Here is a 15663-nt window from a genome sequence, read left to right as displayed (position 1 = left end):
GATCACGGGCAGCCGGCGGTCACGGGCGGGAGACACCGTGACCCCTCGACCGCTTCGACGCCGCACCTCCCGGGCCGTGGGTGCGGCTCTTGCCGTCACCCTGGCCGTCACCGTCAACGGGTGTGCCGCGCAAGGCGGTTCGCGGACACCGGGGGCATCGGGCGCCGCACCTCCCTCAGCCTCTTCGCCGTCGGCCACCACCGTGACCCTGGACGAGCACGACGGGGGCAGGGTCGTCCAGGTGAGGGCGGGCTCGCGGGTCCTGGTCCGGCTGCACAGCACGTACTGGTCGGCGCCCACCAGCTCGGACACCCGGACCCTGGCCCCCGTCGGCACACGTCACAGCACGTCCACCGGGACGTGCGAACCGGGCGCGGGCTGCGGCTCGGTGTCCGCCGACTTCACCGCTCACAGGGCGGGCACGGCGCGGATCCGCTCGCACCGCGACTCCTGTGGCGAGGCGATGCGTTGTCCGCCGGGCCAGGGTGAATTCGCGGTCACGATCAAGGTCGCCTGACGCGGGTGCGGCAGCGGCAGCGACGCGGCGACGGCCGCCGGGGAGGCCGCCGGGCCCGGCAACGGCAAACTCTCCGCCATGTTTGGCCGATACCCCTTCCATAATGTCGCGAGCACGCCAAGCTCTCCTGCGCGCCCGGCACATCGCGTGGCCGGCGCGGAAAGGAGAGCGCATGATGCGCCAACGGCACCAGCGGCGGCTCATGGTCTGCACCGTCGCGGCCGCCGCGTTCGGACTGGTGAGCACCCAGGCGTTCGCCACGCCCGGCGACACAAGACCCCGCCCCTGGAACGCCCGCCACCAGGCCGACATCGGCCGCCAGCACACCAAGGCGATACAGGCGGGCAGGGGAAGGTCCGCCCTCACCGCCACCGAGGGCGACGGAGGCGACGAGGCGGAGAACTCCGCGGAGTCCACCGCCCAGTACACCGAGGCCCGCACCGCCCCCGGCGTGGTCGCGCCGGGCGCGTACGGAGCGGCCTGGGCACAGCTGCAGTCGATGCAGCACACCGGCGGCGACTGGAGCCACGTCACCAAGAAGGCGTACAACTCCGACGATCCGCGCTACCGCGACGTCAACTCCAACTCCAGTGGCGGCTCCGGGAACGTGACCGGCCGGATCACCGGTATCGCCGCCGACGATCAGGGCTATGTGTACGCGGGCGGCGCCAACGGCGGTGTGTTCCGGTCCCGGACCGGCGGCGGCAACTGGCAGCCCATCGCCGACAAGCTGCCCTCCCTCTCGACCGGCACCCTGGCCCTCGACGGCACGAAGCGGCTCTGGTACGCCACCGGCGAGTCCAACACCGGGGCGACTTCCTTCGTGGGCACGGGAGTCTACGTACTCGCCGACCCCCAGCACGGCCAGTTCCAGCCCGGCGGCCGGGTGGGCGGCGCCGAGCTGGAGAGCACCACCATCCACGCCCTCAGGTTCGCCGGGACCACCGTGTGGGCGGCCACCAGCCGCGGTGTGTGGTCGCACTCCACCACCACCCTGTCGGGCCCGTGGAAGCTGGAGTTCGCCCCCAACCCCGACTACCTGCCCGGCGGCTCGAAGGCCTCCGACCCGTCGGCCCCGTACAAGAACATCGCCAACGACATCGCGGTGGACCCGAAGGACCCGAGCAACGTCCTGCTGGCCGTCGGCTGGCGCGGCGGTGACACCTACAACGGGCTCTACAGCAAGCAGGGCGGTGCGTGGAAGCCCGTCACCGGCATCGGCGACCTGCCGACCAACAGCGACGACGTCGGCAACATGACGTTCGCCGCCTCCGCCGACGGCTCGCGCCTGTACGCCGTAGACCAGTCGCCGGCCCAGACCAACAGCAATCCCGACAGCGGCCTCAAGGGCGTCTACGTCTCCAAGTCCGGCTCCCCGCTGGGTCCCTGGACGCAGATCGCCGACTACAACAAGCTGCGCAACTCGGGTTCGGCCCTCCAGGGCGCGGGCTACATGCCGGGCATCCAGTCCTGGTACAACGAGTTCCTCCAGGTCGACCCGGCCAACGCCGACCACGTCTACCTGGGTCTGGAAGAGGTCTTCGAGACGAAGAACGGCGGCACGAGCTGGATCACCCCCGGCCCGTACTGGAACTTCCCGTTCCCCTGCTGGAGCATCGACCCCTCGAAGCAGACCGGCGACTGCTCGCCCACCACGCACTCCGACCAGCACGCCGTCGCCGTCGGCACGTACAAGGGCAAGACGTATGCCTACGTCGGCAACGACGGCGGCATCTACCGGCGCCCGCTGAACGGAGCCGTCGACTCGGGCGGCCACGCCAAGGACTGGACGTCCCTGGCCGACGGCACCCTCGACACGCTCCAGTACTACTCGGTGGGCGTCGGCAAGGACCTCACCTACGGCGGGGTCTCGGTGACCGGCGGTCTCCAGGACAACGGCCAGTCCATCCTGCGCGGCCGCGACAAGGTCATGGGCTCCAACTTCGGCGGCGACGGCGGTGACACCATCACCGACCCGAACAACGGCTGCAACTCCGCCGAGGAGTACGTGTACCTCGACATGTGGGTCACCCAGAACTGCGGTGTGAACGACGGCAGTTGGACGACCGACCCCAGCAAGGCGACCGAGTACGAGGTCGCGCCGCCGGACAAGGACCTCGGTGGGAGCGGAGCCCGCTTCATCGCGCCCATCACCTCCGACGCCAAGGACATCAACACCTGGGTGGCCGGCGGTCGCCACGTGTGGGTGCAGCACAAGGGCTTCGCGATCCGCTCGGGCGCCGAGTGGAGCAACGCCTACGACCTCGGCGCGGGCCATGTCGCCACCGCCGTGGCCTCCTCGGGCGGCACCGTGTACGTGGGGTGGTGCGGGCCCTGCAACAACCAGGGATTCTCGCGCGGCATCGCGGTCGGCAACGCCGACGGCACCGGCTGGCACCAGCTGAACCTGCCGGCCGAAGGCACCATCCCCAACCGCTACATCTCCGGTTTCGAGGTCGACCCGGCGAACGCCCAGCACGTGTACGTCGCCGTCAACGGCTTCTCCCGCAAGTGGACCGAGGGCCCCGGCGCCGGCGTGGGCCACGTCTTCGAGTCCACCAACGGCGGGACCACCTGGACGGACATCTCGGCGAACCTGCCGGACGTGCCCGCCAACACGGTGAAGCTGGTCCCGGGCGGCGGCCTCGCCCTCGGGACCGACCTGGCCACCTTCTACCGCCCCGCCGGGGCGAGCCAGTGGAAGGTGCTCGGCGGCAACCTGCCCACCACGGCGGTCCTCCAGCTGAAGCTCGGACCGGACAACAAGCTGTACGCGGCCACGCACGGACGCGGCCTCTGGGCGTTCGACACCCGACGCCTGCGCTGAGGCGACCACACCCGGCGCGCGGCCGGTGCGGGTCCCTGGACAGGACCCGCACCGGCCGTCCCGCACCGGGCCTTCTCCAGGGGCCGCGGCGCGCGATTCCATCGGCATTTCATCGGTGCTCTCTACCGTCGGTCGCCGACGAACGGAGAAGCCCTCGTGAAGCCCTACAGATCACTGTTCGCAAGACTGCTCCTGCCGCTACTGGCGGGCGTGCTCGCGCTCGGCGCGGCCACGCCCGCCGGTGCGCAGCCGGCCGGCTCGTCCGACCGCGGGGGCCCGATCACCCGCGGCGAGGTGATCTGGCGGGCCCAGTACTGGGTGGACCAGCGCCCTCCGTACAACCAGCAGGGCTCGGCCCCCGGCCCCGGCGGCGATTTCAACTACCGCACCGACTGCTCCGGCTACGTCTCCATGGCCTGGCACCTGAACGCCAACCCGAACACCCAGGGCCTACCGTCGTTCTCCCACGAGATCGGGCGGGACGAGCTGCGGGCCGGGGACGTCCTCAACTCGTTCCGCGACCACGTCCTGATCTTCCATCAGTGGGAGGACGACCAGGGCGGGTTCTCCTACTACAGCTTCGGCGGGGGAAGCAGCGGCGTCGAGCCGCCGGGACACTTCCACGCGAACATCAACAACGCCACGCTCGACGGCCACCCCAACGGCGACTACAAGGCGCTCCGCTACAACAACATCATCGAGGACTCCGGGCCCCGGCCGCATCCGTACGGCTCGGGCCGGGTGGTGGCCGGGAGGTCCGCTGACGGCCGCCTGGAGAGCTTCGCCGCCGGTGCCGACGGGGTGTACCACTCGTGGCAGACCGCGGTGAACGGCGCCTGGTCGCCGTGGCGGTTCGAAGGCGGGCCGCGCAACGCGCAGTTGGCGGTGGCGTCCAACGCCGACGGACGGCTGGAGCTCTTCGCCCTCTCGGACTCCACCCTGGACCACATGTGGCAGACCGGGCCCAACGCGGGCTGGTCCGGCTGGGAGAACTTCGGCACGGGCGGATACCGCCTCGCCGCGGGCAACAACGCGGACGGCCGCATCGAGGTGTTCGCCTCCAACGCCACCGGCGTCTTCCACCGCTGGCAGACCGCGCCCAGCGGCGGCTGGGCCACCTGGGAGGGCACCGGCGGACCGGCCAACTCGCGGCTCGCCATGGAAACCGCCCCGGACGGCCGGCTCGAAGTGTTCGCCCTGTCGGACTCGACGTTCGGGCACCTCTGGCAGACCGGCGTCAACGGCACCTGGTCGACGTGGGAGAACTTCGGCGGCGGCGGACACGACGTGGCCGTCAGCCACAACCAGGACGGCCGCATCGAGGTGTTCGCCTCCAACGCCACCGGCGTCTTCCACCGCTGGCAGACCAGCCCGACCTCGTGGTCGGAGTGGGCGGGCACCGGAGGGATCACCAACGCGGAGCTGACGGCCTCGCCGTCGGTCGACGGCCGGGTCGAGGTGTTCGCGATCAACGCCACCACCGCGAGCCACATCTGGCAGACCAGCGCCAACGCACCGTACGCGTCGTGGGAGACCTTCGGCGGCGGCGGTAGCGACATCGGCGCGGCCAACAACGCCGACGGCCGCATCGAGGTGTTCGGCACCAGCCAGACGGGCGTCCACCATCGCTGGCAGACCGGCTTCGACACCTGGTCCGAGTGGACGTACCTCAGCGACTCCGGCCCTGCGGTCAACTAGCCACTGCGGCACGGGACTTCCGTGACCTGCGGCGCGGGCCGCCGAGGGCCACGGAAGTCCTCCGTCCAGGTGTGAAAAGGTGGCGGCAGCTGAAGGTGGGGCCCTGAGCGCCGGCCGGTGCCGCCCGCCACCCGACCTGGACGAGGAGCCGTGGAATGCCCGAGAAGGTGACGCTGGCGGCGTGGCCCACGCCCATGGAGCCCGCACCGCGCTTGGCCGAGGCCATCGGGCTGCGCGCGGACGACCTGTGGATCAAGCGCGACGACCTCACCGGGCTCGGCGGAGGCGGCAACAAGGTCCGCAAGCTGGAGTGGCTGGTCGCCGACGCGCTGGACCAGGGCGCGGACACCCTGGTCACCTCCGGCGGCCCGCAGAGCAACCACGCACGGCTCACCGCAGCCGCCGCTGCCCGCGCCGGTCTCGACGCGGTCCTCGTCATGCCGGGCCCCGCGAGCCCGCCCCCGGTCGGCGGCAACCTGCTGCTCGACGCCCTCCTCGGTGCCCGCATCGTGTGGGCCGAGGGTGTCTCCGGCGCCGCGGCGCTCACGGAGGAGGCGGAGAAGACGTGCGCCGTCCTGCGTGCCCGGGGCGCCCGCCCCTACCTCGTCCCGTTCGGCGGCTCCAGCCCGCTCGGTGCGCGCGGATACCTGGAGGCGGGCCGCGAGATCCTGGGCGCGCAACCCGACGTGCGCCACGTCGTCACCGCTCTCGGATCCGGCGCCACCATGGCCGGACTGGTCGCCGCGCTCGGCCCGGCCCGCGTCCTGGGCGTCGACGTCGGCGCCCTGCCCGATCCCGCCCGCACGACCGCCGCCTTCGTCGGCGAGCTGACCGGCCGCGAACAGCCCGCGGACGCATTGCGGGTGCGCGCCGACCAGGTCGGTGAGGCCTACGCCGTACTGCACCAACCCGTCCTCGACGCCCTCGCCACCGTCGCCACCACCGAGGGCGTGCTGCTCGACCCGGTGTACACCGGCCGCGCGGCCGCCGGACTGATCGCGGCCGTGCGTGACGGCGACATCCGCCCCGGGGAACGCACCGTCCTGCTCCACACCGGCGGCCTGCCGGGCCTGTTCGGTCACGCGGAGACGGCACACCGCGCGGGGCGGACGCTGCGCACCGGTCCCTGATCGCGCGCCTGCCGCCACGGCCTGTCCGGGCCGGTGTCGCGGCCGGTCCTTCGGGGCCGGCCACCGCGATCCCTCGCGCGCCCGGAAGGCGACGGGAGCCGACGGCCCCGGGGTCAGCGCCCCGTAGCACCGTCGATCAGCTCGCGCAGGATGTCCGCATGGCCCGCGTGGCGGCCGGTCTCCTCGATCAGGTGCGTCAGGGCCCAGCGGACACTGGGGGCTGGGCTCCCCGGACGCGGCCGGGGTACCGGGGCGCCCAGGTCGGCGCATCCGTCGAGCGCTTCGTTCGCACGCGCGACGGTCCGCCGGTAGCGGGTGACCACGGCGTCCACGCCGTCCCCCGGCGCGGCGTGGAACGTCGAGGGCCAGTCCCCGACCCGCTCCCCGAGAAACGTCGCGCCCTCGACGTGGGTCAGATGGTGGAGCAGGCCGAGGAGGTTCGTACCCGACGGCACCTTGGCTGTGCGTACCTCAGGTTCGGGCGCGCCCTCGACTTTCGCCGCGATCGAGGTCCGCAGGTAGTCGAGGAAGCCTCGCAGGACCTCCATCTCGCTGGTTCCGGTGCGCGGTGGCGGGCTGTCGGAGCGGCGATTGCGGCGGGAGGGGCTGGGCATGAGGGGGCTCCGTCATGGGAAGAGGCATGGGCGCCGGGTCAGGCGGTGCGGCGGACGATCAGGACGTGGTCGGTCACCTCGGCGCTCTGGCCGCCCGGTCCGGTCGCGAGCCGGCGCGGCATGTCGGCCCGCTCGACCGTCCAGGTCGCCGGGTCCAGATCGATACCGGCGGCGACTTCGTGCGGCGTCGGGTGGTGCGCGTCGCGGTCCTGGTTCCACGACCAGGGCGCGGTCGAGCCGTGGTCGACGACCAACAAACGTCCGCCGACGCGCAGTGCGTGGGCCGCCGACCGCAGGGCGACTGCCCGGTCCAGGTCGAAGGGGGTGTGCAGATAGTGGGCACAGATCAGGTCGAACGCGCCCTGGGGAAAGGACTCGTGCAGATCGTGCCGCTCGGCGAGCACGCGCTCTCCCAGGTCACGTGAACGGGCGAGCCCAGCGAGCCGCGCGACGGCGACCGCCGAGATGTCGACGGCGGTCACACGCCAGCCCTGCCGGGCGAGCCACAGCGCGTCACCGCCCTCGCCGCACCCCAGGTCGAGCGCGTCGCCGGGCGGCATGCCCGTGACGATCTCGACGAGACGTTGGTTCGGTCGCGGGTCGGTGGCCGCAGGCCGCCCGGCGTAGACGTCTTCCCAGTACGTGTCCGCATCAGTGGCGCTCATCAGGACTCCTCAGGTCGGAATGTGCGCCCAGTGTCGCGAGGCCACCGCCTGGTGGCACGAAAACTTGCGGTTCCGGCAAGGTGGGGCTCGCTGCTCACCACCGGCCGACAGCACCGCCTCGCGAAGAGGGCAGGGATGAGCACCGCGCGGGTGACCGCCCTGCTCGTCGCCCGCCCGGGCTGGAAGGCGCACCCCCGCGCGAGGGATGAGCACCGCGCGGGTGACCACCCTGCTCGTCGCTCGCCCGGGCCGGAAGGCGCACCTCCGCGCCGCCGAACGCGGCCGGGGAGGCACCCGTGACCCAGCACCCCTGGGAAAAGAGCGCCCAACTCGCCCTCAGCGAGCGGGCGTTCGCGCTGGATCACCTACCCGGCGCCACCTCGGCCGACCAGAAGGACGATCTTTCCGCGTGCGTGGCCCTGCTCGCTCAGCCGGTGCGCCTCGGCCACCTCGTCGAGCGGGAGGGTCCGCGTGGCCGGGAGGGCGAAGCGTCCGGACTCGATCAGTTCGCCGATCTCGGCGATCACATGGACGGCACGACCCGAATCCCCACGGCTGAACCTCACCCCGTGCTCCCGCGCGCCGCCGAAGTCGGCGACGGTGATGACGTGTTCGGCGCCGCCGGCGAGCTCGATGAGGTCGGGCAGCACCCCGCTCCCCGCGACGTCGAGTGCCAGGTCGACGCCGTCGGGTGGCAGCCCCCGGACCCGCTCGACGAGGCCCTCGCCGTAGGTCACCGGCTCGGCCCCCAGGGAGCGGAGGTAGTCGTGGTTCGTGGGACCGGCGGTGCCGATCACGCGAGCACCTCGCACCACGGCGAGCTGCACCGCGGCGCTTCCGACGCTTCCGGAGGCGCCGTTGACGAGCAGCGTGTCCCCGTTCGAGACGCCGAGCTGGTCCAGCGCGCGCGTGGCCGTCTCGATCGCGGCCGGCAGTGCGGCGACGTCGGCGAAGCCGAGCGAGGGCGGGATCGGCGCGTAGTGGGACAGCACCGCCAGCTCCGCCTGGGCGGCCCCCTCGGCGCAGAAGCCGAAGACGCGATCGCCCACGGCAACGTCGTCGACGCCCTCGCCGAGCTCGTCGACGACGCCCGCCGCCTCGTAGCCCATGGTCTGCGGGAGCTCCTGATCCATCAGCCCCCCGCGCTTCTTCCAGTCGCTCGCGTTGACACCCGCGGCCCGCACGGCGATCCGTACGTGACCCGGGCCCGGATGCGGGTCGGGAAGCTCGACCATCTCCAGGACCTCCGGGCCCCCGAACCGGTGGAAACCGACTGCCTTCACCCCGTACTCCGATCTCGCCGACAGGCGCCCCGTGGACTGTGCGTGCGACAGTCTGCATCAGTCCTCATCCGTCCTCCCGCGTCATCGGGTCACCCAGCCGGACCGTGCCGGGTTCGAGCACCTCCAGATACACCCCGAGGCAGGCGAGCCGGCCCAGGTCGAAGACGGGTACGCGGTGTTCGCGGGCGGTCGCGCGCATGATGCGGGGGTCGGGTGGCAGCTCGTCATGGCGCAGGGTCGGGACCACGCAGCGGGGCGTGGGGACCAGCACCCTGAACAGCGCCTCCCCTACCCGCAACCGCCCGCCCTGCCAGCCGTCCTCGGCGAAGGCCGGTTCCCCTCCGGTGTCGACGACCACGTTGGGACGGAAGCGACGTGGGTCGAAATCCGCATCCGGACAGACGCTCCCGAGCCGGGCCAGTGAGGAGGTGGTAAGGAGGTGGACCCGGCCGAAGTCGAAGAACGTTCCCGCCGCGACCCTGCCCGTGGTGATCCTCTCGCCCGTGCTGTCCACGGACGCCGACGCGCGCAGCGCGTCCGGGACGCCACCTTCGTAGTCGGGCACCGCACGCTCCAGCGCGCCGCCCGCCGGAACGCAGTCCGTGAGGCGGACCTGACGACCCGACAACTTCGTCAGCCGGTCGTCCAGTTCACGATCTCCGGCCGTGAGAACGACTCCGCCGGGCAGCTCCACCTCGACGCTGCCGTCGGTCACCCGGCTGCGGCAGCCCAGCAGGGACCCCCACTTGCGCGGGTGCTTGGCACTGCCGATCGCGCCGTTCTCGTCGAGCACGGCGTGCGTGCGGTCCCCGGCCAGTCCCGCGTGGGTGACCTCCGCGGACTCCAGCGCCTCGCCGAGCATGGACTTCACCGGATACCGCCACAACGCCGTCACAGTCCCCATGACGATCAAGTATGAGGCCCGCCATGCTCTTTCGCGGCAAGTGGGGGGCCGCATCCCGTCCGCGGACCTGGGCTCCGGCGGGAGTTCCCGCGCGGGCCCTCCCCAACTCTGTAACCCCGGCCCCTACTGGTAGGTGATGGGGGCCTCGGCCCGTCGGCGAGTGAGCCGGAGCGGGGGGACATGAGAGTGCGCCGGTCGAAACAGCCCGGGCGCGGGCCGGGTGCGCGCGGAGAGCCGGGCACCTCCCGGCTCCGCCTGGTCGGCGGCGAGGTGTACGCCGACTGGGAGGCGATCTACCGGGACAACGTGGACCGGATCTACCGCGTGATGTACGCGAAGGTGGGCAACCGCGCCGACGCCGAGGACCTCACCACCGAGGTCTTCCTCGCCGCCCTGCGGCCGCTGCGCACCTCGGCGAGCGTGCCCGAGGTCCGCGCCTACCTGCTGGCCACCGCGCGCACCGTGCTCGCCACACACTGGCGCCGGGTGCTCGGCCTGGAGGTCACTCGCCTGCCCGAGGAACTGCCGCAGCACGAGGCGGACGCCGAGGAGGTGCCCTCCGACGCGCCGCGCCGGGCCCGCGCCATCCTCGATGGGCTGCCCGACCGCTACCGGCGCATCCTCGAACTGCGCTTCCTGGGCGCCAGCTCGCTCAAGGAGGCGGCCGCGGAACTCGGCGTGACCGTCGGCAACGCGAAGGTGCTCCAGTACCGCGCCCTGCGGCATGCCGCCGTGGTGGCGGCCCGGCTGGCGGAGAAGGAGGGCTGACCGTGGACGAAGAGGCCGAGAGGTACGTCGAGGCACTGCTGCGCTCGCGGCGCCCCAAACCGTTCCGGGCACGCCCCGAGGACGCAGAGGAACTCGCCACGGCGATCACCCTGCGCGCGGCCCGGCCCGGCGCCGGCGCCCCGAGCGAGGAGTTCGTGACCTCCCTGCGCGAACGGCTGGCCGCGGAACTGGACGGGCCGGCCAACGCCCCGGCGGGCGGGACGCGCAGACGGTTCGTGCAGGGTGCGTCGATCGCCGCGGCGGCCGCCGCGGCCGGGGTCCTCGCCGACCACACGATGCTCCAGGACCATCCGGACACACCGCCCCCACAGGCGTCGACGCTCCAGCCCAATCACGGGAGTTGGCACACCGTGGCCGCGCGTTCCGAGCTGCCGCACGGCGCGGTGCAGGCCTTCGACACCGGAACCGTGACCGGCTTCGTCACGCGGCTCGATGGCAGGCTGCGCGCCGTCTCGGGAGTCTGCACCCACCAGGGCTGCCGCCTCGTGCTGGACCGGTCGGCCGGGCAGTTGGACTGCCCGTGCCACAACTCGGTGTTCGCGCTCTCCGGAGAGGTGGTGCGCCACCAGTTCGACCGGCCGCTGCCGCCGCTGCCCCGGATGCCCGTGCGGGAGACGGAGGACGTAGTGCAGGTGTACGCACCTGCCACCGGCGGTGTAACCCCGCCGCCTATCCATGGGTGAGCCCCGCGAGCAGCGGGGCCGACGGACGGCCCGCACCGGAGGCGGGTCGGGATGAAGGCCCGCCTCACCGGCGGGCGGACGGGGGAACCGATGCGAGCAGTTGTGGTCCGGCGCAGGGTCGCGCGGCGGGGTGGTGGGTTGGCCGCCGCGGTGGCAGCACTGGCGCTGCTGGCCGCCTGCGGGGCGTCGACGGGCACCGGGAACGGGGGCACCAACATGCCCGGTATGCCCGCCTCGACGGCCCACGACGGTTCCCCCACGGCCGGGAGCGGTGGGGGCATGCCCTCCCCCGCCGCTCCCGCCCCGTCCTCGACGGGCACGTCCGTCGCCATCAAGAACCTGGCGTTCGCCCCGGGGACCCTCACCGTCCCGGCGGGGACCACGGTCACCTGGACCAACGCCGACGAGGAACCGCACACCGTCACCGCCGACAACGGCGGCCCCTTCCACTCCTCGCCCCTCGACACGGGCGGATTCTTCCGCTACACCTTCGCCAAGCCGGGGACCTACACGTACTACTGCACCATCCACCCCTTCATGCACGGCACCGTGGTGGTGCGGCCATGACCGTCCGGCTTCCACAGCACATGACGCGTCGTCAACTTCTGCGTCACAGCGCCTGGTTCGGCTCGGCGGTCGTGCTCAGCATCGCGGGCGGCGAGGTGTACAGCCACCTGGCCGGTTCCGGCGGGCAGCAGAAGAACGGCCCGGACACGCTGACGTTCGTTCAGCTCAGCGACAGCCATCTCGGTTTCCGCGGCGCCGCCAACACGGACGTCACCGGCTCCTTCGCCCGTGCCATCGACCACGTGAACTCCCTGCCCACGCGGCCCGACTTCGTGATGCACACCGGAGACCTGACCCATCTGGCCACACCCGGCCAGTTCGACCAGGTCAAGCAGATGATGAAGGGCCTGCACAGCGGCGGCACGCACACCGTGCCCGGGGAGCACGACGCCCTCGACGACTCGGGGCAGAAGTACCGCGCCGCGTTCGGCGCGGGCAGCCGGGGCGACGGCTGGTACAGCTTCGACGTCAAGGGTGTGCACGTCATCGCCCTGGTCAACTCGCTCAACCTGAAGAACCTCGGCCATCTCGGCACCGAGCAGCTCGACTTCGTACGCCAGGACGTGGCCGGGTTGTCCAGTGACACCCCGATCGTGGTCTTCAGCCACATCCCGCTGTTCGCGATGTACCCGGCCTGGGGCTGGGGCACCGACGACGCCGTGCAGGCGCTGTCGTACCTGCGTCGCTTCTCGTCCGTGACCTGTCTGAACGGCCATGTGCACCAGCTGTTCAGCAAGGTCGAGGGCAACGTGACCTTCCACAGCGCCACGACCACGGCCTACCCGCTGCCCCACCCCGGCGACGGACCGGCCCCCGCTCCCGTCACGCTCCCCGCCGGAAAGCTGCGCCAGGCGCTCGGCATCCGCGAGGTGCGATACCACCGGGCGGCGGACAAGGCGCCGGCCGTGAGGGACCGCCCGCTGACCTGAGGCGGGCGCCCGGCACACCGAACGGCTCGGCCCGGGAAGCGAACTCCCCGGCCGAGCCGTCATGTCAGTCCTCGAAGTAGGCGTCGAGCACCGCGTCCAGCCGCTCGCTCCACACCTTGAGATCCGCCCGGTCGGCGGCCCGCACGTCGTGGGAGAAGCGCCGGTGGTTCGGTGTGTACACCACGATCTCGAACCGGCGCGACCACCGCGGCGTGCGGTACTCGACCGCACTCACCTCGTCCCACCGGAAGTCGGCCTCTTCGTCGGCCAGCCGCAGCCTGACTCCCCGGCGGTCGAGGCGGATCGACCCCTGGTGGTCGGACATCTCGCACACGGGCCCGTCGTCCGCCCCGGATTCCGCGTCATCGGAATCGGCCTCGGGGGCTTCCGCGTCGTCGACGGCCTCGGTTTCGGCCGCATCTGCCACCTCCTCGCCCTCGTCGGGGACGGCGTCCGGCTCCGGGGCCTCGGCGGTCGACGGCTCCGCCCCTGCCGGAACCACACGCGCCGGTACCAGGCCGGGGACGTACGCGGGGTCCGTCGCAGCACCGGCCAGGGGCATGTACTGGTGTTCTGTTCGCTGCTCCACGGGCGCAGTATGGCCGATAAGCCTGTGAGCGCGCTCGCCCCGACGCCGTGAGGAGCGTGCCGAGTGGCGTGTACTACTCGGCGTCGAGCTGGTGGTCGGCCCACACGTAGGACTCGGGCAGCAGCTCCGCGACGGGGACGGTGCGCAGCCGGTCACCCGCGCCGACGATGACCTTGAGGGCGGGGAAGTAGTCGAGAAGGACCTGGCGGCAGCGGCCGCACGGCGGGACGACCCCCCGGTCACGGTCGCCGACGGCGACCATCGTCTCCAGGTCGTAGGCGCCCTGAGCGGCTGCCGTACCGATGACGACCAGCTCGGCGCAGGGCCCTCCGGTGAAGTGGTAGGCGTTCACCGCGGTGACGATCCGTCCGTCCCGGGAACGAGCGGCGGCCGCCATGGTGTGGTTGTCGCCCTGACAGCGCGTACGAGCGATCTCGGTCGCGGCCTGGATGAGTTCGAGGTCGACGGGGTGGGTCTGGGTGGTCATCTTCTCTGCCTTCACGTGGGGTCAGGTGACTTTGGCCGGTGTGGAGGGGATTCGCAAGCGGATACCTGGACGAGAGGGGATCCGATCGACCCCGCGCCCCCTCCGCGAAGGCGAAATACAGCCTCCACGCGGGTTGGGCCAGGACACGTGCTGCGGCATGATGAGCCGTCAGGAGCCATGTGGTGCACGGGGGTTGTCATGAGTCAGTGAGAACCGTGGAGCCCGGAGCGGAAGCCGGGGACGACCTCCCTGCGGCGCCCCGTTCCTGAACGGTCGACGACTCGGACAGGGGCCCGGCCGTGGTGACCGGTCCCGGACAGGAGCTCGTGGTGAACGGATCGCATCCCAGCCCGATGAACCGGCGTGGGCTGCTGGCGGCGGCGGGCGCGGCGGCCGCGAGCGGTGCGGCGGCGGGCGTGGTCGGCCCCGCGGCTTCGGCAGCGGCGGCGGAGAACGGCCCGACGCCTGCGGACGCGACGGGGTTCGGTCCGGTGACGGTCCGGCCCGGCGACGCCCGGTACGACAGCCTGTTGCGGGGCAACAACTTCCGCTTCGTCGGGCGGCCCGACGAGATCCGGGTGGTCGGCTCGACCGAGCAGGTGGTCCGGGCGGTTTCGGATGCCGTACGGTCCGGGCGCAGGGTCGCCGTCCGCAGCGGCGGTCACTGTTTCGAGAACTTCACGGCCGACCCTGGCGTGCGAATGCTCCTGGACCTGTCCCCCATGGACGCGGTGGGCTACGACGCGGCGCGCGGGGCCTTCTCGGTGCGGCCGGGCGCCACGCTCGGGCACGTGTACCGGACGCTGTTCAAGGGCTGGGGCGTGACCGTCCCCGCGGGCGGCTGCCCGGAGGTGGGAGCGGGCGGGCACTTCGCGGGTGGCGGGTACGGACCGCTGTCGCGCCGGTACGGATCGGTGGTGGACCACCTGTACGGCGTGGAGGTGGTGGTGGTCGACCGGGACGGCGCCGTACGCGCGGTGGTGGCCACGCGGGAGCCGGACGACCCGCACCGGGATCTGTTCTGGGCACACACCGGCGGAGGCGGCGGGAACTTCGGGGTGGTCACCCGGTACTGGCTGCGCTCCCCCGGGGCGAGCGGGAGCGATCCGTCCGGGCTGTTGCCCGCCGCGCCGAGCGATCAGCTGGGGTGCCTGGTCACCTGGGCCTGGGACGACAGGATGACGCCCCAGGCGTTCACCACTCTGCTGCGCAACTTCGGCACCTGGCACGAACGCAACAGCGCGCCCGGCTCCAAGTACGCGGGGCTGTACGCCATCCTCATCCCGATGCACCACAGGGCGAACGGTTTCCTGATGACCGTTCAGATCGACGCGGGCATCCCCAACGCCCGCGGTCTGGTGCGGGAGTTCCTGGACGCGGTGTACGCCGACAGCGTCGAGGGCACCGAAACCTGGCTGACGCTGCCCTGGCTGCACTCGACGACCTGGCCCGGGACGGGGGAGCCCGGTGATGTCGGCACCCGCCGGTACAAGATCAAGGCCGGTTACCTGCGCCGCTCGCTCACCGACACCCAACTCGCCGCCGTGCACCGCAACTTGACCAATGCCACGGGCACGTCCGGCGGCGGCATGCTGCTCATCGGCTACGGCGGCCAGGTCAGGTCGGTACCGCCGGGCGCCACCGCCGTCGCCCAACGCGACGTGATCATGAAGGCCGTCTACCAGACGATCTGGACCTACGAAGCCGACGACGCCACCAACCTCGCCTGGGTCCGTGACTTCTACCGCGATGTGTATGCCGACACGGGCGGGGTCCCGGTACCGGGTGCGGTCAGTGACGGCTCGTACATCAACTACCCCGACACCGACCTCGCCGACCCCGAGTGGAACACCTCCGGCGTCCCGTGGCACACCCTCTACTACAAGGGCAACTGCCCGCGCCTCCAGCAGGTCAAGGCCCGGTGGGATCCGCGCGACGTCTTCCACCACGCCTTGTCGATCCGCCCGTCCGGCTGACCGCG

At 72.0% G+C, this 15663-nt stretch carries 15 protein-coding genes; 9 read left to right on the top strand and 6 right to left on the bottom strand.

The genetic code is table 11. The features are described from left to right. The first annotated feature begins 202 nt into the window (after positions 1-202). The 4 genes from AC07F3_RS15200 (at position 203) to AC07F3_RS15185 (ending at position 6172) form a co-directional block, all read left to right on the top strand. Positions 203-517, top strand: coding sequence for a hypothetical protein (locus AC07F3_RS15200; RefSeq protein ID WP_479114132.1), 315 nt, complete (start codon positions 203-205; stop codon positions 515-517). A 172-nt stretch (positions 518-689) separates the two neighbouring features. Beyond that, on the top strand, positions 690-3344 hold the full coding sequence (locus tag AC07F3_RS15195) for a beta propeller repeat protein (protein WP_479114130.1): 2655 nt from the start codon (positions 690-692) through the stop codon (positions 3342-3344). A gap of 156 nt (positions 3345-3500) precedes the next feature. Further along, on the top strand, positions 3501-5042 hold the full coding sequence (locus AC07F3_RS15190) for a PLL family lectin (protein WP_479114128.1): 1542 nt from the start codon (positions 3501-3503) through the stop codon (positions 5040-5042). A 155-nt stretch (positions 5043-5197) separates the two neighbouring features. Beyond that, positions 5198-6172, top strand: coding sequence for a pyridoxal-phosphate dependent enzyme (locus AC07F3_RS15185; protein ID WP_479114126.1), 975 nt, complete (start codon positions 5198-5200; stop codon positions 6170-6172). Between the two features lie 113 nt (positions 6173-6285). Here the strand turns inward: AC07F3_RS15185 and AC07F3_RS15180 are convergent, their stop codons facing one another. The 4 genes from AC07F3_RS15180 to AC07F3_RS15165 form a co-directional block, all read right to left on the bottom strand. Continuing rightward, complete coding sequence (locus AC07F3_RS15180) at positions 6286-6786, bottom strand: DinB family protein (protein WP_479114124.1); 501 nt, start codon at positions 6784-6786, stop codon at positions 6286-6288. Positions 6787-6824: 38 nt separating this feature from the next. After that, on the bottom strand, positions 6825-7451 hold the full coding sequence (locus tag AC07F3_RS15175) for a class I SAM-dependent methyltransferase (protein ID WP_479114122.1): 627 nt from the start codon (positions 7449-7451) through the stop codon (positions 6825-6827). Positions 7452-7816: 365 nt separating this feature from the next. After that, positions 7817-8734: an NADP-dependent oxidoreductase gene (locus AC07F3_RS15170; RefSeq protein ID WP_479114120.1), complete on the bottom strand. Its 918-nt coding sequence runs from the start codon at positions 8732-8734 to the stop codon at positions 7817-7819. 64 nt (positions 8735-8798) lie between these two features. Further along, on the bottom strand, positions 8799-9638 hold the full coding sequence (locus AC07F3_RS15165) for an MOSC domain-containing protein (protein WP_479114118.1): 840 nt from the start codon (positions 9636-9638) through the stop codon (positions 8799-8801). Positions 9639-9818: 180 nt separating this feature from the next. Here AC07F3_RS15165 and AC07F3_RS15160 point away from each other — a divergent pair, with 180 nt between their 5' ends. The 4 genes from AC07F3_RS15160 (at position 9819) to AC07F3_RS15145 (ending at position 12606) form a co-directional block, all read left to right on the top strand. Continuing rightward, positions 9819-10406: an RNA polymerase sigma factor gene (locus AC07F3_RS15160; RefSeq protein ID WP_479114116.1), complete on the top strand. Its 588-nt coding sequence runs from the start codon at positions 9819-9821 to the stop codon at positions 10404-10406. Between the two features lie 2 nt (positions 10407-10408). After that, on the top strand, positions 10409-11110 hold the full coding sequence (locus AC07F3_RS15155) for a QcrA and Rieske domain-containing protein (RefSeq protein ID WP_479114114.1): 702 nt from the start codon (positions 10409-10411) through the stop codon (positions 11108-11110). A 90-nt stretch (positions 11111-11200) separates the two neighbouring features. Next, entirely contained in the window at positions 11201-11677 is a 477-nt protein-coding gene (locus AC07F3_RS15150) for a cupredoxin domain-containing protein (protein WP_479114112.1), read from the top strand. Continuing rightward, positions 11674-12606, top strand: coding sequence for a metallophosphoesterase family protein (locus AC07F3_RS15145; RefSeq protein WP_479114110.1), 933 nt, complete (start codon positions 11674-11676; stop codon positions 12604-12606). The genes AC07F3_RS15150 and AC07F3_RS15145 overlap by 4 nt, the downstream gene beginning before the upstream one ends. A gap of 64 nt (positions 12607-12670) precedes the next feature. Here AC07F3_RS15145 and AC07F3_RS15140 read toward each other — a convergent pair whose 3' ends face one another. Both AC07F3_RS15140 and AC07F3_RS15135 read right to left on the bottom strand, forming a co-directional pair. Beyond that, positions 12671-13195, bottom strand: coding sequence for a hypothetical protein (locus tag AC07F3_RS15140; protein ID WP_479114108.1), 525 nt, complete (start codon positions 13193-13195; stop codon positions 12671-12673). Between the two features lie 73 nt (positions 13196-13268). After that, positions 13269-13682, bottom strand: a complete 414-nt coding sequence (locus AC07F3_RS15135; RefSeq protein WP_479114106.1) for a cytidine deaminase family protein — start codon at positions 13680-13682, stop codon at positions 13269-13271. A 329-nt stretch (positions 13683-14011) separates the two neighbouring features. On the opposite strand from AC07F3_RS15135, the gene AC07F3_RS15130 reads away from it, so the two are divergent. Beyond that, complete coding sequence (locus AC07F3_RS15130; RefSeq protein WP_479114104.1) at positions 14012-15658, top strand: FAD-binding oxidoreductase; 1647 nt, start codon at positions 14012-14014, stop codon at positions 15656-15658. The last annotated feature ends 5 nt before the right edge of the window (positions 15659-15663 follow it).

The organism is Streptomyces sp. NPDC045846, assembly GCF_056431605.1.
This window is presented reverse-complemented; position numbering and strand designations above follow the sequence as displayed.